The 24,272-nt window shown below is 71.7% G+C and carries 23 protein-coding genes; 13 read left to right on the plus strand and 10 right to left on the minus strand.

The features are described 5' to 3' along the window. Positions 1-47 precede the first annotated feature (47 nt). Positions 48-527, plus strand: a complete 480-nt coding sequence (locus ABT294_RS42845) for a hypothetical protein (protein ID WP_350812214.1) — start codon at positions 48-50, stop codon at positions 525-527. Positions 528-660: 133 nt separating this feature from the next. Here the strand turns inward: ABT294_RS42845 and ABT294_RS42850 are convergent, their stop codons facing one another. The 6 genes from ABT294_RS42850 to ABT294_RS42875 all read right to left on the minus strand — a co-directional run bounded on the left by ABT294_RS42850 (position 661) and on the right by ABT294_RS42875 (position 7,308). After that, positions 661-795, minus strand: coding sequence for a hypothetical protein (locus ABT294_RS42850; protein WP_350812215.1), 135 nt, complete (start codon positions 793-795; stop codon positions 661-663). Positions 796-1,004: 209 nt separating this feature from the next. Continuing rightward, positions 1,005-2,123 carry a hypothetical protein gene (locus ABT294_RS42855; protein ID WP_350812216.1) on the minus strand — a complete coding sequence of 373 codons (1,119 nt, stop codon included), beginning with the start codon at positions 2,121-2,123 and terminating at the stop codon, positions 1,005-1,007. 289 nt (positions 2,124-2,412) lie between these two features. Continuing rightward, positions 2,413-4,869: a Tex family protein gene (locus tag ABT294_RS42860; RefSeq protein ID WP_350812217.1), complete on the minus strand. Its 2,457-nt coding sequence runs from the start codon at positions 4,867-4,869 to the stop codon at positions 2,413-2,415. A gap of 27 nt (positions 4,870-4,896) precedes the next feature. Then, a complete protein-coding gene (locus tag ABT294_RS42865; RefSeq protein WP_350812218.1) occupies positions 4,897-6,060 on the minus strand; it encodes an amidohydrolase in 1,164 nt (387 codons plus the stop codon). 205 nt (positions 6,061-6,265) lie between these two features. Continuing rightward, positions 6,266-6,700, minus strand: a complete 435-nt coding sequence (locus tag ABT294_RS42870; protein WP_350812219.1) for an RpiB/LacA/LacB family sugar-phosphate isomerase — start codon at positions 6,698-6,700, stop codon at positions 6,266-6,268. Between the two features lie 11 nt (positions 6,701-6,711). Beyond that, a complete protein-coding gene (locus tag ABT294_RS42875) occupies positions 6,712-7,308 on the minus strand; it encodes a hypothetical protein (protein ID WP_350812220.1) in 597 nt (198 codons plus the stop codon). 158 nt (positions 7,309-7,466) lie between these two features. On the opposite strand from ABT294_RS42875, the gene ABT294_RS42880 reads away from it, so the two are divergent. From ABT294_RS42880 to ABT294_RS42910, 7 genes are read left to right on the plus strand one after another with little or no spacing between them, the layout of a single operon-like run. After that, positions 7,467-8,543 (plus strand): S-methyl thiohydantoin desulfurase family protein, encoded by a 1,077-nt coding sequence (locus ABT294_RS42880; protein WP_350812221.1) that lies wholly within the window; start codon positions 7,467-7,469, stop codon positions 8,541-8,543. Next, the gene (locus ABT294_RS42885; RefSeq protein ID WP_350812222.1) at positions 8,536-10,254 is read left to right on the plus strand and encodes a hydantoinase/oxoprolinase N-terminal domain-containing protein; all 1,719 of its coding nucleotides are present in this window, start codon (positions 8,536-8,538) and stop codon (positions 10,252-10,254) included. Before ABT294_RS42880 ends, ABT294_RS42885 begins: the two co-directional genes overlap by 8 nt. A 23-nt stretch (positions 10,255-10,277) precedes the next feature. After that, a complete protein-coding gene (locus tag ABT294_RS42890; RefSeq protein WP_350812224.1) occupies positions 10,278-11,903 on the plus strand; it encodes an ABC transporter substrate-binding protein in 1,626 nt (541 codons plus the stop codon). Between the two features lie 4 nt (positions 11,904-11,907). Beyond that, positions 11,908-12,924 carry an ABC transporter permease gene (locus ABT294_RS42895; protein WP_350812225.1) on the plus strand — a complete coding sequence of 339 codons (1,017 nt, stop codon included), beginning with the start codon at positions 11,908-11,910 and terminating at the stop codon, positions 12,922-12,924. A 5-nt stretch (positions 12,925-12,929) separates the two neighbouring features. Next, positions 12,930-13,784, plus strand: coding sequence for an ABC transporter permease (locus ABT294_RS42900; protein ID WP_350812226.1), 855 nt, complete (start codon positions 12,930-12,932; stop codon positions 13,782-13,784). Next, the gene (locus tag ABT294_RS42905; RefSeq protein ID WP_350812227.1) at positions 13,781-14,680 is read left to right on the plus strand and encodes an ATP-binding cassette domain-containing protein; all 900 of its coding nucleotides are present in this window, start codon (positions 13,781-13,783) and stop codon (positions 14,678-14,680) included. The genes ABT294_RS42900 and ABT294_RS42905 overlap by 4 nt, the downstream gene beginning before the upstream one ends. Before the next feature lie 38 nt (positions 14,681-14,718). Next, a complete protein-coding gene (locus ABT294_RS42910) occupies positions 14,719-15,609 on the plus strand; it encodes an ABC transporter ATP-binding protein (RefSeq protein ID WP_350812228.1) in 891 nt (296 codons plus the stop codon). Between the two features lie 6 nt (positions 15,610-15,615). On the opposite strand, the gene ABT294_RS42915 is transcribed toward ABT294_RS42910, so the two are convergent. Further along, a complete protein-coding gene (locus ABT294_RS42915; RefSeq protein ID WP_350812229.1) occupies positions 15,616-16,230 on the minus strand; it encodes a MarR family winged helix-turn-helix transcriptional regulator in 615 nt (204 codons plus the stop codon). A 68-nt stretch (positions 16,231-16,298) separates the two neighbouring features. On the opposite strand from ABT294_RS42915, the gene ABT294_RS42920 reads away from it, so the two are divergent. Further along, complete coding sequence (locus tag ABT294_RS42920; protein ID WP_350812230.1) at positions 16,299-17,696, plus strand: MFS transporter; 1,398 nt, start codon at positions 16,299-16,301, stop codon at positions 17,694-17,696. On the opposite strand, the gene ABT294_RS42925 is transcribed toward ABT294_RS42920, so the two are convergent. Both ABT294_RS42925 and ABT294_RS42930 read right to left on the minus strand, forming a co-directional pair. Continuing rightward, on the minus strand, positions 17,674-18,030 hold the full coding sequence (locus tag ABT294_RS42925; protein WP_350812231.1) for a DUF742 domain-containing protein: 357 nt from the start codon (positions 18,028-18,030) through the stop codon (positions 17,674-17,676). The genes ABT294_RS42920 and ABT294_RS42925 overlap by 23 nt on opposite strands. Continuing rightward, positions 18,023-19,903, minus strand: a complete 1,881-nt coding sequence (locus tag ABT294_RS42930; RefSeq protein WP_350812232.1) for a sensor histidine kinase — start codon at positions 19,901-19,903, stop codon at positions 18,023-18,025. The genes ABT294_RS42925 and ABT294_RS42930 overlap by 8 nt, the downstream gene beginning before the upstream one ends. 181 nt (positions 19,904-20,084) lie before the next feature. On the opposite strand from ABT294_RS42930, the gene ABT294_RS42935 reads away from it, so the two are divergent. Beyond that, positions 20,085-21,650 carry an ABC transporter substrate-binding protein gene (locus ABT294_RS42935; RefSeq protein ID WP_350812233.1) on the plus strand — a complete coding sequence of 522 codons (1,566 nt, stop codon included), beginning with the start codon at positions 20,085-20,087 and terminating at the stop codon, positions 21,648-21,650. On the opposite strand, the gene ABT294_RS42940 is transcribed toward ABT294_RS42935, so the two are convergent. Next, positions 21,626-21,790, minus strand: coding sequence for a hypothetical protein (locus tag ABT294_RS42940; RefSeq protein WP_350812261.1), 165 nt, complete (start codon positions 21,788-21,790; stop codon positions 21,626-21,628). The two genes, ABT294_RS42935 and ABT294_RS42940, sit on opposite strands and share 25 nt — an antisense overlap. Before the next feature lie 20 nt (positions 21,791-21,810). Between ABT294_RS42940 and ABT294_RS42945 the strand changes: the two genes are divergently transcribed. From ABT294_RS42945 to ABT294_RS42955, 3 genes are read left to right on the plus strand one after another with little or no spacing between them, the layout of a single operon-like run. Then, the gene (locus ABT294_RS42945) at positions 21,811-22,464 is read left to right on the plus strand and encodes a hypothetical protein (RefSeq protein ID WP_350812260.1); all 654 of its coding nucleotides are present in this window, start codon (positions 21,811-21,813) and stop codon (positions 22,462-22,464) included. Positions 22,465-22,517: 53 nt separating this feature from the next. Further along, a complete protein-coding gene (locus ABT294_RS42950) occupies positions 22,518-23,636 on the plus strand; it encodes a CapA family protein (RefSeq protein ID WP_350812234.1) in 1,119 nt (372 codons plus the stop codon). Beyond that, positions 23,633-24,268 (plus strand): protein-L-isoaspartate(D-aspartate) O-methyltransferase, encoded by a 636-nt coding sequence (locus ABT294_RS42955; protein ID WP_350812235.1) that lies wholly within the window; start codon positions 23,633-23,635, stop codon positions 24,266-24,268. The genes ABT294_RS42950 and ABT294_RS42955 overlap by 4 nt, the downstream gene beginning before the upstream one ends. The last annotated feature ends 4 nt before the right edge of the window (positions 24,269-24,272 follow it).

Here is a 24,272-nt window from a genome sequence, read left to right on the forward strand (position 1 = left end):
CGCTTTCAACGGGGGAAGCGGCTGTTCCACGTTGCAATGGGGGCAACATGACCAAGCGTTCTGTCAGCATGCTCTTAGCGGCATCCGCCACCGCCGCCGCCCTGCTCGCGGCGACCCCTTCACCAGCCGGAGCGACCACCCGGACCGCCGCCGGTGCCGCGTCTCCCGCCACCGTGCTCGCCCCTGCGGCCGGCGTCTCCTCCGCGTCCGCGGCCAGGCGGCACCTGCTCAACTACAAGATCTACTTCGGCCGTTGCAAGGACACCTGCCGGATCAAGGTCCGGATCACGAACATCTCCCGCCAGAGCCTCTACGCGGTCAGCCTGAACGCCCGCCTGAAGATCAACGGCAAGCGGGTCGGCTCGTGTTACGACTACGTCGGCAGCATGAGGGCGAAGCGCGTCCGCTGGGCTGGGTGCACCGTCCGCTCATCGACGCTCGCGCGGCAGTGGAACCGGTGGCTCGACGGCGAGATCCGCTGGGACCGGCGCGCCAGCACGGTCGTCCACTACGAGTACTACAGATGACGCGCCCCGGCAGGTGACCGCACCCCTGGGGCCACGTTCCCGGCGCGGTCGCGCCTGACACGCCGACGACAGGCTGACCACCGCCACGAGTTGTACGAGGCCCAGGGGACGAACCCGGTTCGGCCCCTGGGTACTACGAGGTGATCAGCAGGGCGAGGCCGATCAACACCACGATCGGCACAACCCAGACCACGGCCTCGGCAGCGAACTCCTTGTACATCGCGTAGATCTCCCTCGATACGCCCCAGTCGGGCGGCGTGAACGTCACTGCGCAGCATAGCCGCCCTCTTCTATATCTCCATCCCGCTTCCTCTGGAGATGGGGGCCGTCTTTCGTGAGGCGCGTCCTGTTCGCCGGGAGGTAGGCGTTGGTGGGTGCGGCCTGTCTCGTCTCCGTGGGAGCGCACGCCGTGGTTGCTTTGGGATGGGGTGCTGTCGAGCGGTGCGCTCTGTCCTGGTTGCTCGTGGGGACGTGTGGTCAGTGGCGGCGGTTCTGGGCGATGCGCTTGCCGAGGCCGGCGAGGGAGTCGTCGGCCATCAGGGCCGGAAGGCGAGGCGTGTCCTCCTCCACTCGGCGCAGGACCTCGTCCTGAGCGCCCACGAATCGCGACCAGGCTCGTAGGACCTCGGGCATGGCCTCGATCGCGGCGTCCGAGAGGATGGCCTCGCGGGGCAGCCACGACGTCAGGAACTGCGAGACGCGAGCTGGGCTCCACCAGAGCGGCCGATCGCCCACGAACTCCGCAAGCTTCTCGAAAGCCTCCTCCGCCCCGGGAAGCTCCGGAAGATCCTTGAAGCGGGCCACGGTGTCATCGGGAGAGTGCCGGACGGGGTTCGCCACCCGCGCACGACACACCGCGACCCCCCGAACCCCGGCCAACGTCTCCGCGACCGGCGCCCCCATGACCAGATCGGTCACCTCGAAGGCGTCGAGCACCCGGCCCGCGACCACACCGGGCTCGGCCACCTCGAGATCCAGGTCGTCGAGGAACTTCACCTCCTCGACCAGGGCGTCAACCGCCAACCCGCCGTTGACCTGGTCGATGGCCACCACGACGACGTGCGGCTCCTTGCCGTTCCCGTACCGGAAGGCGAGCGCCGCGAGCACCTGCTCCCCGTACGGATCGGCCTTCCCGTACCAGGCCCCCTCACAGGACACCCGCCCCATCCGCGCCACCCACTCGCGCGACGCCCGCACGGCCTCCCGCGCCGCCCGCCCGAACACCCCCGCATCGGCGGCCCCAGCACCGGCGCCCTCACCGGCAGGCGTCGGGACGTCGTTTCCGCCGGCAGGGGTGTCGAGGCCGCTGGCCGGGGCGTTGTTTCCGCCGGATGGTGTGTCGAGGTCGTCAGCCGGGACGTCGTTCTCGCCGGTAAGTGCGTCGAGCCCCTCGGGCGTGACCGCCGCCAGGGCGGCGAGGATGAGCCGGGCCTCATCGCTTTGGTCCGAGACCAGTCGCCGCAGGAACGGCTCCCTCTCCTCGGGACGCAGGGACGCCGTGAGCCGAGCCGCCCAGAGTTCCGTGCGCAGGGGCGACCTCCACCTGAGCAGATCGCGGGCCTGGTTGATCGCCGTGTCGAAGGTGCTGGTGCTCACACTCCGACCGTATCGCTCCGAACGGCCGCCTCCATCCGCCGGCGTTGCGCTGTCGGCGGAGCACTCCCGTCCCGCCCGCAGCCGAAGTCGCCAGAGGCGACGCGGACGACGAAGGACGGCGAATCGCCACCCCAGGGCTGTAGAGGTCTCGCGGCAAACCCCTCAAAGATCCCCTCTGGGACGAACGGCCCGGTGCCCAGCGAGGAAGGAGAGGCCACCCGCATACAAAGCTCGCCCAGCAATGGCCAGGGGCCGCCCGGAAGGATGGGCGGCCCCTGGTCGGGTGTTTCTAACGGTTGTCGCCGCCGAGGCCCGCCTTGCGGAGGGCTTCGGCCATGGCGCCGGTGGGAGCCGGGCGGTCCTGGCGGCGCTGGCCGCCGCCTCGCTGGCCACCGTCTCCTCGCCCGCGCTGGTTGGAGTCGCCGCGGCCGCGCTGGTCGGAGTCGCCGCGGTTTCTGCCGTCGCCGCGGCCCCGCTGGTCTCCCTGGTTGCGGTTGCCGGTAGGAGCGCGCCCGTCGCCGCGGGGGTTGCCGTCGCGACCGCGGCCGTTGCCGCCTCGGCCGCCTTCGCCGCGGGCGCCGTTGCGCGCGTCGGCGGAGGAGGTGGCCTCGTCCTCCAGACGCAGGGTGAGGGAGATGCGCTTGCGGGGGATGTCGACGTCGAGGACCTTGACGCGGACGATGTCGCCCGGCTTGGCGACGTCACGCGGGTCCTTGACGAAGGTGCGGGACATGGCCGAGACGTGCACCAGGCCGTCCTGGTGGACGCCGACGTCGACGAAGGCGCCGAAGGCCGCCACGTTCGTGACCACGCCCTCGAGGATCATGCCCGGCTGCAGGTCGGAGATCTTCTCGACGCCTTCCTTGAAGGTGGCGGTCTTGAAGGCGGGGCGGGGGTCGCGGCCCGGCTTCTCCAGTTCGCGCAGGATGTCGGTGACCGTGGGCAGGCCGAACGTGTCGTCGGTGAAGTCCTGCGGCTTGAGCGAGCGCAGGGCGGCGTTGTTGCCGATCAGGGTCTTGAGGTCGGAGCCGACCGATCCCAGGATGCGGCGGACCACCGGATACGCCTCGGGGTGGACGCTCGACGCGTCGAGCGGGTCGTCGCCGCCCGGGATGCGCAGGAAGCCCGCGCACTGCTCGAACGCCTTGGGACCGAGCCTGGAGACGTCCTTGAGAGCGGCGCGGGTCTTGAAGGGGCCGTTGGTGTCGCGGTGCCGGACGATGCCCTCGGCCAGCGTGGAGCCGATGCCCGACACGCGGGTGAGCAGCGGCGCCGAGGCGGTGTTGACGTCGACGCCCACGGCGTTCACGCAGTCTTCGACCACGGCGTCGAGCGAGCGGGAGAGCTTGGTCTCGGCCAGGTCGTGCTGGTACTGGCCGACGCCGATCGACTTGGGGTCGATTTTGACGAGCTCGGCGAGCGGATCCTGCAGCCGGCGGGCGATGGAGACCGCGCCGCGCAGTGAGACGTCGAGGTCGGGCAGCTCCTGGGACGCGTACGGCGAGGCCGAGTAGACCGACGCCCCCGCCTCCGAGACCACGATCTTGGTCAGCCCCGGCATGAGCTTGACCAGCTCGCCCGCCAGCTTGTCGGTCTCGCGGGAGGCGGTGCCGTTGCCGATGGCGATCAGCTCGACGCCGTGCCGCTGGGCGAGCGCGCCGAGCACGGCCAGTGACTGGTCCCACTGCCGCTTCGGCTCGTGCGGGTAGATCGTCGCGGTCTCGACGACCTTGCCGGTGGCGTCGACGACGGCCACCTTCACGCCGGTGCGCAGGCCGGGGTCGAGACCCATGGTCGCGCGGGTGCCCGCCGGGGCGGCGAGCAGCAGGTCGCGCAGGTTGGTGGCGAACACCCGCACCGCTTCGTCCTCGGCGGCCTGCCACAGGCGCATCCGCAGGTCGATGCCGAGGTGCACGAGGATGCGGGTGCGCCAGGCCCAGCGGACGGTCTCGGTCAGCCAGCGGTCGGCGGGACGGCCCTGGTCGGAGACGCCGAAGCGGGAGGCGATGCGCAGCTCGTACTCGGGGCTTTCGTCGGGCTCCAGCGTGACGCTGAGCGCCTCCTCCTTCTCGCCCCTGAACATGGCCAGGATCCGGTGGGAGGGCAGCTTGGTGAACGGCTCGGAGAACTCGAAGTAGTCGGAGAACTTCGCCCCCGCCTCCTCCTTGCCCTCGCGCACCTTGGACGCCAGCCGGCCACGGCTCCACAGCTGCTCGCGGAGCCCGCCGATGAGGTCGGCGTCCTCGGCGAACCGCTCGACCAGGATCGCGCGCGCGCCCTCCAGCGCGGCCGCGCCGTCGGCGACCCCTTCGGTGACGAACCCCTCGGCGACCACGGCCGGGTCGAGGGACGGGTCGCCGAGCAGCTGGTCGGCCAGCGGTTCGAGGCCGAGCTCGCGGGCGATCTGCGCCTTGGTGCGCCGCTTGGGCTTGTACGGCAGGTAGATGTCTTCCAGCCGGGCCTTGGTCTCGGCCGCCATGATCTGCCCGCGCAGCTCGTCGTCGAGCTTGCCCTGAGACTCGATCGACTCCAGGATCGCCGCCCTGCGCTCCTCCAGCTCGCGCAGGTAGCGCAGCCGTTCCTCGAGCGTGCGCAGCTGCGCGTCGTCGAGGGCGCCGGTGGCCTCCTTGCGGTACCGCGCGATGAACGGCACGGTGGCGCCGCCGTCGAGCAGCTCGACCGCCGCCCGCACCTGGCCTTCGCGCGCGCCGAGCTCTTCCGCGATCCGCTGGTGAATAGAGAGCACTTGCCTGCCTTTCGATGGTCCCGCCGGTCAATTGTGCAGGACGACGCCGTCCTTCATGACCAGAGTGCGCGCGGGGTGGACGACCACGGCCTCCGCCGGGCCGCCCGCGGGCAGCACGACGAGGTCGGCCCGGTCGCCCGGCGCCAGGCCGTACGCTTCCAGGCCGAGCGCCCGCGCGCCGCCGTAGGTGGCGGCCTCCAGCGCCAGCTCGATGTCGTCGTCGCCGCGGAACGTGCTGCGGTAGGCGACGTGCATGGCCCGCTCCAGCATGTCGCCGCTGCCATAGGGGCCCCACAGGTCGCGGATGCCGTCGTGGCCGCAGGCGACCGTGACCCCGGCCGCGCGCAGCTTCTTGATCGGCGGCACCGGGAAGCTGTAGACGGCGGCGGTGGCCACCGCCACGCCCGCCTCGGCGAAGCCCTGGGCCAGCCTGCCCTGGTAGGCGTCGTCGAGCTGGCCCAGCGCGTACGCGTGGCTGACCGTGACCCTGCCGCCGAGCCCGAGCGCCCGGGTGCGTTCGGTGATCAGCTCCAACTCCCACGCGCCGAGCGAGCCGCCGTCGTGCAGGTGGATGTCGAGGTGCGTGCCGTACCGTTCCGCCAGGCCGAAGACCAGGTCGAGGTGCCGGACGGGGTCGCGGTCGATGCCCGCGGGGTCGAGGCCGCCGATCGCCTCGACGCCGTTCTTCAGCGCCTCTTCGAGCAGCTCGGCCGTGCCCGGGTTGGTGAGCACGCCGTGCTGCGGGAAGGCGACCTGCCGCACCTCTACGGGGATGCCCGCCGCCGCCTCCCTGACGGCCTCCACGCCGCGCAGGCCCACCAGGGGGTCGATGTCGGTGTGCGTGCGGACGTGAGTGGTGCCGAAACCGCTCATCCGCCACAGGAGCGCGCTGATCCGTTCGACGCTCGGGACGCCCAGCTCGGACCTGCGGGCCAGGTCGTTGCCGATGCGCCCGGCCAGGGTGTCGTCGGCCGAGTGCGGCACCCACCGGCCGCCGTAGAGGGTCTTGTCGAGGTGGCAGTGCGCCTCGACGAGGCCGGGCAGCACGAGCTGGCCGGTGACGTCGACGGCCTGGGCGGCCGGCGCGTCGATGCCCGGGGCGACGCGGTCGATGCGGCCGTCGCGGACGAGGATGTCGGCCGGCGCGTCGAGACCCCAGGGACGCCCGCCGCGAAGGAGCACGTCGGTCATGCCAGCACCCTAGAGCCCGGCACCGACGATTTCCGAGCCCCTCCGCCGTGAGCTTTCCAAGCCTTGTCGGCGGGCGACGGCGGTCAGGCGTCGGCGAAACGGGAGAGGTCGGCGGCCAGACGCCGATCGCGGGCCCGGCCGGAAGGCCGGATGTCGGCCAGGTGGAAGGCGCCGGCCAGGTGGGGGGCACCGGCCCGGCCGGAGGTCAGATGTCGGCCAGGTGGGAGACGTTGGCCCGGTCGGCGGCGTCCGTGCTGGGCTCCCCGGAGAACCACGCGTCGAGGATCTCGGCGAGCACCACGTCGGACGTGAGCCGCAGGCTGAGCGCGAGCACGTTCGCGTCGTTCCACTTCCGGGCGCCGTCGGCCGTGTAGGCGTCGGTGCACAGGGCCGCCCGCACGCCGCCCACCTTGTTGGCCGCGATGGACGCCCCCGTGCCGGTCCAGCAGCACACGACGGCCTGGTCGGCGCGCCCGTCGCGGACGTCGCGCGCCGCCCGCTCCGCCGCCCAGGCCCAGTCAGCCCGCTCGTCGACGTCGAGTGCGCCGTGCGGGATCACCACGTGCCCCCTGTTGCGCAACTCCTCCACCACCCGCTCGGCCACCCCGTCAAGGCTGTCGGCGGCCACCGCGATCCGCATGCCACGCTCCTTCAATAGGTCTCCTCCCACAGGTACCAGGATCCTTGGAAGTGCGCATAGTCGGGAGCCTCGAGGACGTCGGCCGCCACCCGCGGGGGCCCGCCCGGACTCCAGGCGAATCCTCCCTGGTGGATCCCGTCATCCGCACCGTCGACGATCAGGTACACCGTGCCTTCCTGCTCGAAGGCCGAGGTCACCGTGTACAGGCCGACGCGTCTGGCCTGCTCATGCCGTTCGCCGCCCGGGGGGAGCGATCGGGCGAACTCTTCCAGGCTGCCCACCGACCAGGCGAACCGGGCGTCCGCCGGCACGTTGTAGTGCAAGGCCGTGGCGACGAGGGCCGCGATCAGGGGCGTCGCGGCCCATCGGGCCCACCGCTGTCGCAGATCGGGGCGGTGGCGCTGCTTGGCGAGCACCACGCCTAGGCAGAGCAGCCACACGCCGAGCAGCAGCGCTCCTGCGAAGAGCAGGCCGAGCCCAAGAAGGAAGTAGCCGCCCGGCATGCTCCAGGCGTATCCGAGCGCCAACCCGATCACGGCGGCGGCGAGCGCCAGCCATCCGACGGGCGCGCGTATCCGTAACTCTTCCGAAGCGTCGTTCACGGCCACAGCGGGCGAGCCTACCGGCGATCAACAGGAGGAGACAGAGCCGCACCTGCCTCTGCGGAACCCACAGGCGATCCCGGCGATGGTGGCGCCTTCGGCGGATGTCACCCTACGGAACCCACTGGCGGAATGGAGTGCCATGTGCTTGGTTGAGGCGCCTTATGAAGATTGAAGTAAAGGACATTCCGGCCCTCGCCCGAGGGTGCGCCGTGCTGGGCACCGGGGGCGGAGGAGACGTGCGTACCGGATCGTTAGCGGCGATCAGGGCGATCCAGACGTACGGGGAGGTGCCGCTCATCCAGCTGGCTGATCTGCCCGAGGACGCGCTGGTCGTGCCGCTGTCCGGGATCGGCGCGCCCACCGTCAGCCACGAGATGATCCACGGCGAGGACGAGCCCAGGCGCATCGCCGAGGAGATCGAGCGGATCTTCGGCAGGTTGCCGACGGCGGTCATGTCGTCCGAGATCGGTGGCGCGAACGGCGTCGCGCCCGTCGCGTGGGCCGCGCAACTCGGCCTGCCGCTGCTCGACGCCGACGGCATGGGGCGGGCCTTCCCCGAGGTCCAGATGGTGTCGATGTACGTGGCCGGGCTCCCCGCCGACCTGGTGATCATGTCGGACGTCGCCGGGAACGTGGTGACGATCAGGCCCGTCGACGGCCTGTGGTCCGAGCGGCTGGCCAGGGCCGTCTGCGTGGCGGCGGGCTCACACGCGCTGATGGCCGACTACGTCCTGACCGCCGGGCGGGCACGCGGCGCGGTCATCGAGGGCACGGTCACCCGGGCGCTGGCCCTCGGCAGGGCCACGGAGGGGACGTCCGAGCCGCTGAGCGCCCTCCAGCGCGAACTCGGCGCGTCCAGGCTGATCACCGGCAAGCTGACGGACGTGGAACGCCGCACCAGCGGCGGGTTCGTCTGCGGCACGGCCACCATCGAGGGCGCCGGCGACGACCGCGGCAGGACCCTCACCTTGGAGCTGCAGAACGAGAATCTCGTCGCCGTCGAGAACGGCCGGGTCAGGGCGATGGTGCCGGATCTGATCACGGTGGTCGACACCGAGACCGCCGTCGCCGTGCAGACCGAGGGGCTCAGGTACGGGCAGCGCGTCACGGTCCTCGCCTGGCCGTGCGACCCGCTGTGGCGCACGGCGAAGGGGCTGGAGACGGCCGGGCCGCGGGCCTTCGGCTATGACCTGGACTACCTGCCGATCGAGGAGCTGGAGGGGGAGCCGCGTGGCTGAGGGCGCGCTTCGGATCGGGATCGACGTCGGCGGCACCAACACCGACGCGGTCGTGCTGGACTCCTCCGACCGGGTGGTGGCCAAGGCCAAACGGCCGACCAGCCGGGACGTGACGGAGGGCCTCCGCGCGGCACTCGACGCGGTACTCACCGACCTGGACGGCGAGCAGGCCCACAGCGAGCGGGCCCACGGCGAGCGGGCCCACGGCGAGCGGGCCCACGGCGAGCGGGCCCACGGTGAGCAGGCCGACCACAGGCGGGGCGGCCACGGGCGGGGCGACCGAAGGCGGGGCGACGGTGGGCGGGCCGCGAGCCGGGTCACCCGCGTCATGCTGGGCACCACGCACGCGACCAACGCGATCCTGGAGCGCGGGAACCTCGGCCGGGTCGCAGTCCTGCGGCTCGGCGCGCCCGCCACCACCTCGGTGCCCCCGCTCTCCGACTGGCCCGAGGACCTGCGCAAGGCAGTGTCGGCCGGCGAGGCGATCGTCCCCGGCGGGCACTACGTCGACGGGCGCGAGATCGGCCCGCTCGACCTCGACGCGGTGCGTAGGTTCCTCGACGGCCGCCAGGCGGACGCGGTCGCCGTGACCGGCGTGTTCAGCCCGGCGAGCGCGGACCACGAGCGTGTGGTCGCCGACTTGGTCAGGGCCGAGTTCGGGCTGCCGGTGAGCGTCAGCCACGAGATCGGCTCGCTCGGGCTGCTCGAACGCGAGAACGCCACCGTGCTGAACGCCGCCCTGTACGAGGTGGCGGCCCACGTGACGGGCGCGCTGGTCGCGGCGCTGGCGGAACGCGGGATCGGCGCCGAGCCGTACCTGGCCCAGAACGACGGCACGCTGATGACGCTGGGGCAGGCGGCGCGGCTGCCGGTGTCCACGATCGGGTCCGGGCCGGCCAACTCGCTGCGCGGCGCGGCGTTCCTGTCGGGGGTGCGCGACGCGATCGTGGCCGATGTCGGGGGCACGTCCACCGACCTGGGCGTGCTGGTGGGCGGCTTCCCGAGGGAGTCCGCGGCGGCGGTGGAGATCGGCGGCGTGCTGACCAACTTCCGCATGCCGGACATCCTGGCCATCGCGCTGGGTGGCGGCACCGTGGTCAGGGACTCCCGCGTGCGGGTCGGGCCGGACTCGGTCGGCTACCGGATCGTCGAGGAGGCGCTGGTCTTCGGTGGCCGCACCCCCACCCTCACGGACGCGGGCGTCGCGTCGGGACGCGTCCCGCCCGGTGCTGACGGCTGGCCGGACCGCCTCGGAGCCGCGCTGTCGGCCACCGACACAGCGGAAGAAATCCGAGACACTCTGCAAAACGGGCTGGCTGCCGCAGACGAGATGATCTTCGATGCGGTCGACCGCATGGCGCTGGGACGGGCCGACCGGCCGCTGGTCGCGGTGGGGGGAGGCGCGTTCCTGCTGCCCGGCCGCATCCCCGGCGTGAGCCGCGTGCTCCGTCCCGAGCACGCGGAGGTGGCCAACGCCGTGGGCGCCGCGATCGCCCTGGCGAGCGGCAGAGTGGATACGATCTTGCCAGCTGGCGAAACCAGGTCAGAGGCGATCGAAAGGGTCAAGGAGGAGGCGGCGGCGCGAGCCGTGGCGGCGGGTGCGGACCCGGCGAAAGTGGAGATCGTCGACCTGCTCGAGGTGCCGCTGAGCTACCTCTCGGAGCCCGCTGTGCGGGTACACGTCAAAGCCGCCGGACCTCTCGCCCGGTGACGAATCGAAAGGAACCCCCCACCATGCGCTGGCACAAGCGTCTGCTCGTCGCCGGGGTCGTGGGCGCCGTGGCCGTGACCGCTTCCGCGTGCGCGGGCGGCCAGGTCCGCGGCGCGGATCGCACCCCCAAGCCGAGCACCGGTGAGACCGCGGCCCCCCAAGGCACCCAGGCGGGCAAGGCCAACGACGCCACGTTCGTCTACGCGCCCAACCTCGACGTGGTCACCGACTGGGACCCGGCGACCTCGTACTCGAACGAGATCATCGCCATGTCCAACATCTACGAGGGCCTCACCAGGTACAACGCGCAGACCCGGAAGCCCGAGCCGCGCCTGGCCACCGAGTGGACCTCGGCCGCCGGCGGCAAGGAGTGGACGTTCAAGCTGCGCCAGGGCGTCACGTTCCACTCCGGCGCCACACTCGACGCCGAGGCCGCCAAGAAGGCCATCGAGCGGACGATGAAGCTCAACGCGGGCGCCGCCTACATCTGGGGCGCGGTCGACAAGATCGAGGCCCCCGACGCGTCCACCCTCAAGTTCACGCTGAAGTACGCCACCCCGCTCGACCTGGTCGCCTCCTCCGGCTACGCCGCCTACATCTACGACACCGCCGCCGTGGAGAAGGTCAAGGACGGCAAGACGGACGCGGGAACCGGCCCTTACACCGTCGACACCTGGCAGAAGGGCAAGGAGACCGAGCTCACGCTGAAGGCGTTCGAGGGGTACTGGGGCGGCTGGAAGCCCGAGCAGTACAAGAAGGTCGCCTTCCGGGTCACCCCCGAGATCACCACGGCCTGGCAGCTCCTGCAGAAGGGCGAGGTCAACTTCGTCGAGCGGCTCAACCCGCAGCTGATCGCGCAGGCGGGCGCCGTCGACAACGTGCAGACCTCGCAGACGCCGTCGTTCCAGAACCTGCTGGTGCTCTTCAACACCGCGGGCGGCCCGACGAAGGACGTCCGGGTGCGGCAGGCCCTCCAGCTCGCCATCGACTACGACGGCCTGCTGGCGGCGCTGAAGGGCGCGGGCCAGAAGGCCTCCGGGCTGGTGCCGCAGGGCCTGATCGGCTACACGGCCAACCTGGCGCCCAAGCAGGACCTGGTGAAGGCCCAGGAGCTGCTCCAGCAGGCCGGGTACGGCCCCGACAACCCCGAGCTGAAGCTCAAGATGACCTACGCGCAGGGTGACGAGGACCAGAAGCTGCTGGTCACGCTGCTCAGCTCGGCGCTGAAGGGCATGAACGTGGACCTCCAGGCCAAGCCGATGGCCTGGAACGCCCAGTGGGACCTCGGCAAGAAGCAGGGCCAGGACCTCTTCGTCATGTACTGGTACCCGGACTACGCCGACGCCTACTCGTGGTTCCTCAACGTCTTCAGGAGCGCGGACAAGCCGCAGTTCAACCTCTCCTACCTGAAGAACGCCGAGATCGACAAGGCCATCGACGGGCTGCCCCAGCTCACGGCCACCGACCGGTTCGCCGCCGAGCAGTCGTACGAGGACCTGCAGAAGAAGATCATCCAGGACCAGGCCGCCGTCGCGGTGCCGTACGTGCAGACCTACCAGCGCGCGCTGTCCAGGGACGTGCAGGGGTACGCCGACAACCCGGCCTATCCCAACGTGGTCTTCTTCTACGACCTCAAGCCCGCCGGGTGAGGTAGTGCCGCGTTATCTGGCCCGCCGGCTCGGCCAGGCGCTCCTGGTCGTGGCCGGCGTGGTCGTGCTCACCTTCGCCGTCATGCGGCTGGTTCCCGGCGATCCGGCCGTCGCGTTCGCCGGGCCGAAGGCCACGCCCGAGCAGCTCGCCGCCGCGCGGCGGCAGTTCGGGCTGGACGACCCGATCCCCGTCCAGCTCTGGAACTACGTCCGTGACCTGGTGACCGGCGACTGGGGCATCAGCCTGCACACCCGTCAGCCGGTCCGCGACGACCTGTACCTGGCGTTCCCCGCGTCGCTGGAGCTGGTCGGAGCGGCGCTGCTCGTCGCGGTCGTGGTGGGCGTCCCCGCCGGTGTGCTCGCCGCCCGCTTCAAGGCGCGCGTCCCGGACTTCGGGGTGCGGCTGACGAGCGTGCTGGCCGTCTCGGTGCCGGTGTTCTGGCTGGCCCTGACGTTGCAGACGGTGTTCGCCAGCAACCTCGGCTGGTTCCCGGTGGCGGGCGAGTACGACGCCGGACTCGACACCACCAGCCCGCTGACCGTCTGGACCAACATCACCGTCGTCGACGCGCTCATCACCGGGAACTGGCCGATCTTCACCAGCACCCTGGAGCACCTGGTGCTGCCCGCGCTGGTCGTCGCCGCCTATCCGACGGGCGTGATCGCCCAGATGACCCGGGCGGCGCTGATCGAGGAGTCGGGCCAGGACCACGCCAGGCTGGAGCGCGCGCTCGGCTTCGGTGAGACGTCGATCCTCACCAGGTTCGCCCTGCGCCCGGCGCTGAACCCGGTGCTGTCGCTGATCGCCCTGGTCTTCGCGTACGCGATCGTGAACGGCTTCTTGGTCGAGGCGGTCTTCAACTGGCCGGGCCTGGGCCGCTACGCCGCCGAGTCGATCCGCTCGCTCGACACCCCGGCCCTCGCGGGCGTCACGCTCCTGGTGGCGCTGGTGTACGTCCTCGCGAACCTGGTGGTGGACCTCCTGCAGGGCGTGGTGGACCCGAGAGCGAGGGCCCGATGACCCCAATGGACACCGCAGCGGACGTGCCCCTCCGTCGCACCCTGCCGCGGATTCCCGACCGGTTCGCGGCCGTCGGCGCGGTGCTCATCGTGCTGGTCGTGCTCGCCACCGTCCTGGCGCCGTGGCTGGCGCCGTACCCGGTGGACGAGCTGCGCCCGGCCGACGGCCTCCAGCCGCCGAGCGGCGCGCACTGGTTCGGCACCGACAACGTCGGCCGGGACGTGCTCACCCGGGTCCTGTTCGGCGGGCGGACCTCGCTGTTCATCGCCGTGGCCGTGCTGGCCGTGTCGGCGGTCGTCGGCGTGACGCTGGGTGTGGTCGCCGGGTACGCGGGAGGCTGGGCACGGGACGTGATCATGCGCGTCACCGACGTCTTCCTGGCCTTTCCCGCGCTGCTGCTGTCGCTGGCCCTGGCCGTCGTGCTGCAGCCCAGCGTCACCACCGTGATCGTGGCCATCGCCGTGACGTGGTGGCCCTGGTACACCAGGCTGTCGGCGTCGGTGGCCGCGTCCATCGCCACCCGCGGTTACGTGGACGCCGCCCGCTGCCTCGGCGTGCCCGCGCCCCTGATCATCCTCAGGCATGTGCTGCCGAACTCGCTCACGCCCGTGCTGGTCCAGCTCTCGCTCGACGCGGGCGGGGTCATCCTGACGGCCGCCGCGCTGTCCTACCTGGGGCTGGGGGCGCAGGAGCCGACGGCGGAGTGGGGGCTGATGGTGGAGCAGGGGCAGTCGCTGTTCACCACGAACTGGTGGGTCGTCACCTTCCCCGGGCTGGCGATCCTGGTGACGGCGTTCGCGTTCAACGTGCTCGGCGAGGGACTGCGCAACGCCCTGGACCCGCGGAGGATCGTCAGATGATCGAGGTGAGGGACCTCCAGGTGAGGTACGGGACGCGGACGGTCGCCCGCGTCCCGGAACTGGACGTGGCCGCGGGGGAGTGCGTGGCGATCGTGGGGGAGAGCGGGTCGGGCAAGTCCACCACGCTGCTGTCGCTGCTCGGGCTCACGGAAGGCGCGCACGTCTCCGGAGACATCCGGGTCTGCGGGGTGGACGTGCTCGGCGCGTCCCCTCGGCGGCTCCGCGAGATCCGCGGCGCCAGGGTGGCGCTGGTGATGCAGTCGCCCCAGGCCGCGCTCAGCCCGACCACCCGGCTGGGCACGCTGATGCGCCGCGCCCTCCAGCTCCACGGCGTCGACCGCCCACCGAAGGGGGAGCGGCCCGACGGAGAGCGGGCCGACGGGGAACGGCCCGATGGGGAACGGCCCGATGGGGAACGGCCCGACGGGGAACGGCCCGACGGAGAGCGGGCCGGCGGAGAGCGGGCCGACGGGGAACGGCGGGGTGGCCGGTTGCGCGGCGGGCTCCAGGAGATCATGGCGGAGGCGGTCAGGGCGGTCATGCTCGACCCGGAGATCCTGCGCCGCTACCCGCACGAGATCTCCGGCGGGCAGGCGCAGCGGTTCGCGATCGCGCTGGCCATCGCGCTCGGCGCCGAGGTGATCCTGGCCGACGAGCCGACCAGTGCGCTCGACGTGACCGTGCAAGCCGAGGTGGTCGGGGTGCTGCGCAGGCTGCGGGAGGAGCGGGGGCTGGCGCTGCTGCTCGTCTCGCACGACCTGGCCCTGGTGTCGACGATCGCCGACCGGGTGCTGGTCATGAAGGACGGCGAGGTGGTGGAGACCGGCCCAGCCGCCGAGGTGCTGGCCGCGCCGTCGCATCCGTACACGCGCGACCTGCTGGAGGCCCTGCCGTGACCGAACAACCGGACGGCGGTGGTGAGAGAGTCCCCGCCGTGACCGAACAGCGGCAGACCGCGCCGGTGCTCAGGGCGGAGCGGGTGACACTCGGGTACGGGCGGACGCCCGTCGTCCACGATGTCACCCTCGACGTCACCGAGGGCGGCGTCGGCCTGATCGGGGAGAGCGGTTCGGGCAAGACGACGCTGGCGCGGGCCTTCCTCGGCCTGCTCACCCCCATGTCCGGAAATATCTGGTACGGCGAGCAAACGCTGAAAAATGCGGACCTGAGGGCGTTTCGCCGGGACGTCCAGCCGGTCTTCCAGGCCGAGGCCCTCGACCCCAGGATGCGCATCGGCGCCTCGATCGCCGAGGGACTGCCGAGGAGCGCCCGGCACCGCGTCCCCGACCTGCTCGAACAGGTCGGGCTGGCCGCCGACCTGGCGCACCGCCGGCCGCACCAGCTCTCGGGCGGCCAGCGCCAGCGCGTGGTGATCGCCAGAGCCCTCGCCGTCGAACCCCGCCTGCTCATCCTGGACGAGCCGACCAGCGCGCTGGACGTGACCGTCCAGGCCAGAATCCTCGACCTGCTCGCCGGCCTGGACACCGAGCGCCTGCTCATCACGCACAACCTGGCCGTGGTCGGCAGGCTCTGCCGTACCGCGTACGTGCTGTTCGCGGGGCGGGTCGTGGAGTCCGGCCGCACGGCCGACCTGCTCGACCGGCCGGCTCATCCGTACACGCTGGCGTTGCGCGACGCCGTCCCGAAGCTCGGAGGCCGGCCGCCGGAGGCGCGGGGCGCGACGGAGGCGAGGCCCGCCGAGACCGGCTGCCCCTTCCGGCTGCGCTGCCCGCTGGCCGACGCGGCCTGCGCGGAGCCGCCCGCCCTCAGGGAGGTCCAGGGCCGTCAGGTGGCCTGCCACCGCGCGGAGGAGGTCCTGGGCTGAGCGTCCTCAGCCAGGTGGCCGGGCGCCGCGGAGTCCTGGACTGAGAGTCCTCAGCCCTGTGGGCTCGCCCCCGCGCGGAGTCCTGGGTGAGTGTCCTCCGGGTGGGCTCGCCCCCGCGCGGTGTCCTGGGCTGAGCGCTCGATTGGCGGGGCTCTGCGCGAAGCGGAGCTGGAGGTGGGCGCAGACGTCGTCCGAGAGCTTGGAGAGCAGCCGCGCCAGCTCGGCGCGGTCGGACTCGGGCCAGCCCTCGACCGCGGCCTCGAACCATTCGAGGGTCACCTGCCGGCACCGCGCGGCCGCGTCGGCTCCCTCCGGGGTGAGGGCGATGCGCCACGCGCGGCCGTCGTCGGGGTCGCGCACGCGCTCCAGCAGGCCGCGCCGTTCGAGCTGTGAGACGTGGCGGGTCACGTGCGGGCTCTCCACCTGCAGCCCTTCGGCGATCGCGCCGATCCTGCACGGCTCGCCCGCGTCGAGCAGGTAGACGAGGACCTGCACGTCGGGCCGGTCGAGCCGGACGCCGGCGGCCTCGGTCAGCCGCTCGTGCGTCTTGGCACGGTGGAGCGTGGTCACCAGCCGGCGGTACGCGCCGACGGTTGTCACCAGGTCTTCGCCCTCGGGCATTTGCTTACCTAACTTAAGTATGTAGTATCGGCTCTCGGTTACTTACCTAAGTTATCCAAGGAGCCGTCATGGCGACACTTGTCGCATCCCAGACCCGCGAGACGTCGAGCAAGAACCCGTGGCCGGCCGTGGTCTCGCTGGCGTTCGCGGCGTCCATCGCCGCCCTGCAGAACACCGCCGTCGTGCCGTTGCTTCCCGTGCTCCAGCGCGAGCTGAACGCCTCGCTGGCGGCCGTGAGCTGGACCCTCACGATCAGCCTGCTGGTGAGCGCGGTCGCCACACCGCTGTTGTCAAGGTTCGGCGACATGTACGGCAGGCGCCCGATGATCCTCGGCGCCCTCGCCCTCCTCGTGGCCGGTTCCGTCATGGCGGCGCTGGCTACCTCGCTCACCTGGCTGATCGTGGCGAGGGTGCTGCAGGGGTTCGTGGCCGCGCTGGTGCCGCTGTCGATCGGGGTGGTCCGCGACGTGCTACCCAGGCAGCAGCTCGCCACCGGGATCGGAGTGCTCAGCGCCACGATGGGCTTCGGCAGCGGCGGCGGCATGATCCTGGCCGGGGTCACCTCCGGCGACTATCACGTGCTCTTCTGGGTCACCGGGGCGATCGCGGTGGTGGCCGGCGTCCTGGTGGCGTTCCTGGTCCGTGACACCGCCCCGGCGGGCAAGGGCCGCCCCGACCTCCTCGGCGCGTTCCTGCTGACCGTCTGGCTCGTCGCGCTCCTGCTCGGCATCAGCGAGGGCGGCTCGTGGGGCTGGACCTCTCCGGGAGTGATCGGGCTCTTCGCCGTCGCGCTGGTGGTGGCGCTCGCCTGGGTGGCCGTCGAGCGGCGGGTGGCGGAGCCGCTGGTGGAGATGGCGATGCTGGTGCAGCGCGGCACGGTCGGCGCGACGGTGGCGTCCATGCTGCTCGGGTTCGCCTTCTTCACCTGCATGACCGGGATCTCCGGATTCACCCAGGCCCCGGGCTTCGGCTTCGGCGCCTCCACCTTGCAGGTCGGCGTCTACCTGCTGCCCAGCACGGTCCTCATGCTGGTGATCTCCCTGTTCTCCGGCCGGTTCATGCGCCGCTTCGCCGCCTCCTCGCTGGTGGCGACCGGGTCGGCCGTCGTCGGCGCGTCGGCGCTGTGGCTGGTGGTCGCCCACGAAACGTCCGGGGACGTCTACGTGGCCACCTCGCTGCTGGGCGTCGGGCTCGGCGTCGGCTACGCCGCCCTGGGCACGATGGCCGTCGAGCACGTGGAGCCGGGCAAGACGGCCCTGGCCGCGGGCGTGAACGCGCTGGTGCGCATCGTGGGCGGCAGCACGGCGGGCGCGGTCATCGCCGCCGTCCTGGCCGCGCTGCCCGGCGTGCGCGGCTACCAGTGGGTGTTCGCGGTGGCCGCGGTGGCGGGCCTGGTGGCGGCCCTGTTCGCGGCCGTTTTCGGGCTGCTGAACCGCCGGGCCGTCACAGCGCCTTCAGCCCGCTGATCACCTCCAGCAGGACGCTGGCGGTCGGCGCGGGCGGCGGGTGCTCCACCTGGACGAGCTGCTGGGCGTGCAGGTCGCCGACGAGGACCCGCACCACGCCGATGGGCAGGTTCAGCTCGGCGGCCACGTCCACGAGCCTGGTCGGCCTCGTGCACTTCTGCAGGATGATCAGGTGCTCGGGGCCGAGGCCCACGGGCGGTGCCAGGCCGCCCGCCGTGATGATGACCGCGATGAGGTCGATGGCCTCGCTCGCGGGGACGGTCCGGCCCCTGGTCAGCAGGTAGGCGGGGACGATCGGGCCGGCGTCCTCGTCGAGCCAGCGCTCGTCACTCACTGGGCACCACCCGCATGGTGGGACGGGCGGGCTCTTCGGCACGGCGGTCCGGCTCCGGCGGCGGCGAGTCGGACACGTGCTCTGCCGGGATCAGCACGATGGCGGTGGTCCCTCCATATGGTGAACCGCGTAACGTCACGCGGATGTCATGCCTGGCGGCCAGGCGGGAAACGACGAAGAGGCCGAGCTGGTCGCTGTCGGCCAGGTCGAACTCGGGCGGGCTGGCCAGCCGCTCGTTGGTCTCGGCGAGTGTCTCGGGGCTCATGCCCAGCCCGCGGTCCTCGACCTCGATGGCGAAGCCGCGAGCCGCCGCCTCGCCGCGCACGATGACCGGGGTGTGCGCCGGGGAGTAGACGGTGGCGTTCTCGATGAGCTCGGCGATCAGGTGGATCACGTCGCCGACGACGGGCCCGGCCAGGCTCTGGCCGGGCATCGGCCCGACGGTGACCCGGGGGTAGTCCTCCACCTCGGCGGCGGCGCCCCTGACCACGTCGAGCATCGGCACCGGCCTGCTCCAGCCCCGCCCCGGCGTCGCGCCCGACAGGATGATCAGGCCCTCCGCGTGGCGGCGCATGCGGGTGGTCAGGTGGTCGAGGCGGAACAGGTCGTCCAGGGCGTCCGGGTCGGTCGCCCGGTGCTGCATGCCCTCCAGCTGGATGCGCTGGCGGTGCAGCAGGGTCTGGCTGCGCCTGGCGAGGTTGCGGAAGACGTGGCCGACCCCGTCGCGCAGCTGCGCCTGGCCGACCGCGGCCTCCACCGCCGTCTGCTGCACGGTGGAGAAGGCATGGCCGACGTCGGCGATCTCGACGGTCGTGCTCTCCACCGACAGTTCGGGGACGTCCACCGCCTCGCCCTTGCGCAGCTTGGCCACGACCTGCGGGAGCCGCTCCTGGGCGACCTCCAGCGCGGCCAGCCTGAGCGTGCCCAGCTCCTTGGACAGGCGGTTGCCCATCCGCAGCGAGAACCCGATCGACAGGATCATCAGCAGGAAACACGTCCCGGCCAGCAGCAGCGCCCGCTGCAGCACCGAGTCGGCGACGGGCTCGGCCCGCTCCGACAGGATGGTGCTCGCCTGCAGCTGGGACGTCTCGAAGGACTTGGCCAGCCTGTCGGTGGTGTCCAGCCAGCCGCGTGGCGTGCGGCCCGCGATGATCTGGTCCTCCATCAGCCGCATCCGCTGGTAGGAGGGCGAGGTGATCAGCGAGACCTGGGTGTCGCGCAGGCTCGGGTCGAGCTCGCCGAGTGCCTGGTCGATGAGGAAGCGCCGGTTGCCGACGAGCTGGGTGAACAGCCTGCGCTCGGCGGCCGTGGTGGGGCCGACGGCGAGGGCCTGCTCCCGGGTCAGCAGCTCCTTGGCGTAGCCCAGGTCCACCACGATCCGCGACTGCTCGTAGATCGGGATGTCGTCGATCATCGCGACGCGCCTGTGCAGGCCGAACAGCGAGTTGTTGATCCCGTTGTAGACCTCGATCGCGTGCAGGCGGTCGGACAGGCCCGCGTCGACCTCGGCTCTGATCGCCTCAAGCCGGTTGAGCTGCGTGAGGACGGTGTCGACCTGCGTGCGGATCGTCTCGGAGGTGTCACGCGACCGGCTGGAGAGCTGCCTGAACATCTCCCTGGCCTCGTCGGTGCGGGTGCGCTGGGTCGTGGTGGCCGTCTTTTCGGCCGTGCTGTCGACACGCAACCGCTTGACCGTGATGAGCCGCTCCTGCTGGATCTCCGTGATGAGCTGGTAGGCGGGGCGCCTCAGGTTCGTCCAGAGCGTCTTGTACGCTCTCAGCTGCAGACTCTCACTCGCGGTGACAGCGGTGATGACTCCCCAGAGCACCACCATCGAAGCGAGCGGCACCAGCAACAAGCCGATGATCTTCATACGGATCGTACGGCTGCGACCCATGGCACCTCATTCCGGTCGGTCCCTTGCTGGCAACCCCGGACGGGACAGGCACTGAGGATAGCAATTCGATCTCCAATTTTCCCAATTTTTCGGGACTTTTGGACACTAGATCGTCGTCTTGGATAGGTTGCGGGCTACACCGGTCACAGAGGGAGATGTGTTGCGCCGTCGTCTTGCAGCGGCCGTCGCGCTGATCCTTTCCCTCGCGGCGTGCGCGACCCCCGCGGAGGTCCGGCAGGCGCAGCCAGGAGACGCCGCCTTCGTCTACGTGCAGAACCTGGACGTGGTCACCGACTGGGACCCGAGCAGCTCGTACTCCAACGAGATCATCGCCATGCAGAACATCTACGAGACGCTCACCATCTGGAACCCCGTCTCCAAGAAGACCAGCCCCCGCCTGGCCACGTCCTGGCGCTCCTCCGCCGACGGCAGGTCCTGGACGTTCACCCTCCGCCCAGGAGTGACCTTCCACACCGGCAGGCCCCTCGACGCGGCGGCGGTGAAGGCGTCGATCGAGCGCACGATCAAGTCCAATGCCGGGGCCTCCTACATCTGGGACGCCGTGTCGGGCATCAGGGCCGACGACCCCAGCACCGTCACGTTCACGCTCAAGTACCCGGTGCCGCTCGACGCCGTCGCCTCGTCCTCGTACGCCGCCTACATCTACGACACCCAGGCCGCCCCCGACCTCCGCGCCTGGTTCCAGGCCGGCAGGGACGCCGGCTCCGGCCCGTACACGATCTTCTCCTGGCGCAAGGGCACGGAGGACGAGCTCGCGCTCAAGGCGTACGACGGCTACTGGGGCGGCTGGGCGCAGCCGCACTACCGCACGGTCAGGTTCCGGGTGGTGCCCGACGTCAACAAGGCGTGGCGGCTGCTGATGCGCGGCCAGGTCAGCTTCGTGGACCGGCTCAGCCCGCGCCTGTTCGCCAGGGCGGCGGTCACGCCCGGCGTGCGCACCTCGGAGCGCCCGTCGTTCCAGACCATGATGGCGCTGTTCAACACCGCCTCGGGCCCGATGACCGACGTGCGGGTGCGCAAGGCCGTGCAGAAGGCCATCGACTACCAGGGCATCATCAGAGCGCTCAGCGGCGCCGCCTCACCGGCCAGCGGCGTCGTCCCCGAAGGGCTGATGGGCTACCAGCCCGGCCGCGTCCCGCGCCAGGACCTGCCGGGCGCGGCGCAACTGCTCCGGCGGGCCGGCTACGGCCCGGGAGGCAGGCCGCTGACCCTGACCCTCACCTACGCCGAAGGCGACAACGACCAGCGGGTGCTCGTCGCCAGGCTGGCGGCGGCGCTCAGGACGCTCAACGTCAGGTTGCAGGCCAGGGCGATGCCCTGGAACGCGCAGTGGGAACAGGGCAAGAAGCGCGGCCAGGACATCTTCGTCATGTACTGGTGGCCCGACTACGCCGACGGCAACTCATGGTTCGAGAACGTCTTCCACAGCGAGAACCCGCCCGTCTTCAACCTCGGCTACCTGAAGGACCCGGCCACCGACAGCCTGCTCAACAAGCTGCCCGAGCTCGCCGTGACCGACACCAACGCCGCACAACGCGCGTTCGCCCAGGCCACGACCCGGGTGCTGGACCAGAAGGCCGCCGCCGCAGTCCCGTGGGTGGTCAACTACCAGCGGGCCTACCAGGGTGGCATCCAGGGCTACGACGACAACCCCGCCTACCCCGACGTGGTGTTCGTCTACGAGCTTCGGCCCTCGGGCTGACCCTCGGCCCGGCTGCGCAGCCGGGCCCTGATCTCCTCCGGCGTGTACGCGCGGCGCCGCCGCTCCGCCCGCGCGATCGCCACCCCGGTCGCCGCGACTCCCGCGACCCCTGCCAGCCCGAGTATCTTCCACCAGCGCATCTGCCTAGGCTAGCCATGTGCTGACTCTCGACGAGGCCGTGAACCTCACGCGCACCGGCGATCTGTGGGTCTTCCGCGGCCGGTCCGTGCCCGATCGCGCCATCCAGACCGTGACGAACAGCCCTGTCAACCACGTCGGCATGGCCCTCGTGATCGAGGACCTGCCGCCGATGATGTGGCACGCCGAGCTGGGCAGATCGCTGCTCGACCTGTGGTCGGGCACGCACCACCGCGGGGTGCAGCTGCACGACCTGCGCGACGCCGTCACCGTCTGGGCCGACCGCTACGGCCAGCGCGCCTGGCTGCGCCAGCTCGAACCGCAGGCCACGACCGAGATGGAGGACGCCGCCCTGCGCACCGTCGCCCGCCTCGACGGCACCCCGTTCCCGAGCACCGCCCGGCTGGCGGGTCGCTGGGCGCGAGGCCGCGTCCCGCGGCTCCGCGGCCGTGCCACCGATCGGGCCCGCGCTCGGGCCGCCGACCGGACACTGGAGAGCGCCTACTGCGCCGAGGTCGTCGCCGTCACCTACGAGGAGATGGGGCTGCTGCCGGCCGGACGGCGCCCCAACTGGTACGACCCCGGCAGGTTCTGGAGCGGCGACGAGCTCGGCCTGCTCGGCGACCACAAGCTGGGCAACGAGATCACGGTCGGCGTCGAGCGGGCGGCCCGGTAGCCACATCTGGGGAGGACGAGTGGTATCCGCCCTGATGGGGGCAGGACCACGGTATGGACGGCGACAGGCCCGGACTGGTGACGTTGTTCCTCTGCGGCGACGTCATGCTCGGCCGTGGCGTCGACCAGATCCTCCCGCACCCCGGCGATCCGTCCCTCCGGGAGCCGTACGCCTTCGACGCCGGTGACTACGTCCGTCTCGCCGAGGCCGAGAACGGCCCGATCCCGCGGCCGGTGGACTTCGACTGGCCGTGGGGAGACTCCCTGGCGGTGCTGGAGGAGGCCGCCCCCGACGTCCGGGTGATCAACCTCGAGACGAGCGTCACGCGAAGCGACGACTTCTCCCCGGGCAAGGGCATGCACTACCGGATGAACCCGGCGAACCTTCCCTGCCTGGTCGCGGGACGTCCCGACGCCTGCGTGCTGGCGAACAACCACGTGCTGGACTTCGGCCGCCGCGGACTGGCCGAGACGCTGGACGCGCTGGCCGGGGCCGGGCTCCGGCAGGTGGGCGCCGGGCGGGACGCGGGGGAGGCGTGGCAGCCGCTCGCCGTCCCGGTGGAGGGCGGCCGGGTCCTGGTCTTCTCGGTCGGGATGCCGTCCAGCGGCGTCCCGGCGGACTGGGCGGCAACCCCTGACCGGTCGGGGGTCTGCTTCGTGCCCGAGCCCTCCGTCGCCGCGGCGTCCGAGATCGTCGGCCGCGTGCGAGCCGCGAAGCGCCCCGGCGACCTCGCGGTCGTCTCCGTCCACTGGGGCTCCAACTGGGGCTACGACGTCTCGCGAGCGCAGAGGCGCTTCGCGCACCAGCTGATCGACGGCGGAGTCGACGTGGTGCACGGGCACTCCTCGCACCATCCGCGGCCCGTCGAGGTGTATCGCGGCAAGCTCGTCCTGTACGGCTGCGGCGACCTCATCGACGACTACGAGGGCATCCACGGCTACGAGCGCTTCCGGGACGACCTGCGGCTGCTGTACCTCGCCTCGCTCGAACCGGAGTCGGGGGAGCTGGCCGAGCTGCGGATGGCGCCGATGCGGGCCTGGCGGATGCGCCTTCGCCGCGCCCGCGCCGACGACTCCCGGTGGCTCCAGGAGGTACTCGACCGGGTCAGCCGCCGGTTCGGGGTCCGCTGCGACCTCGGGCCGGACGGCCTGCTGGCCCTGCGGTCGCCGTGAGCGCCTCGCCCGGCGACCTGGTCCGGGCCGTCCGCGCGGCGGGCGTCCGCGACCCGCGGGTGCTCCGGGCCATCGAGGCGACGCCGCGCGCGGGCTTCGTCCCGGCGGAGCAGGTCGCGGACGCCTACGAGGACGAGCCCATCCCGATCGGGCACCAGCAGGTCACCACGCAGCCGTCGCTGTCGGCGAGGGTCATCGAAGGTCTCGCCCTCGCCGGGGACGAGCGCGTGCTGGAGGTCGGCACCGGGCTCGGCTTCCAGACCGCGCTTCTCGCCCGCCTGGCGGCCGAGGTGGTGACCATCGACAGGTGGCCGGACCTCGTCCGGCAGGCACGGCGCAGTCTCGCCAGGGAAGGCATCGGCAACGTCGTGCTGCTCGTCGGCGACGGCAGCGGCGGCGTGCCCGGCCACGCCCCCTACGACGCCGTCGTGGTGTCGGCGGCCTTCCCCGAGGTGCCTCCGCCGCTGGCCGGGCAGCTGCGGCCCGGCGGCCGTCTCGTGCAGCCGATCGGGCCGGGCGGGCACGAGGAGGTCGTCCTGTTCGAGCGCACCGAGACCGGGTTGGAACGCCGGGAGGTGCTCACGCTCGCCAGGTACGTCCGGTTGTACGGGGAGTACGGCTTCACCCCCTGACAGC

It is taken from the genome of Nonomuraea sp. NPDC000554 (assembly GCF_040300065.1).
In the GTDB taxonomy this organism is placed as follows: Bacteria; Actinomycetota; Actinomycetes; order Streptosporangiales; family Streptosporangiaceae; genus Nonomuraea.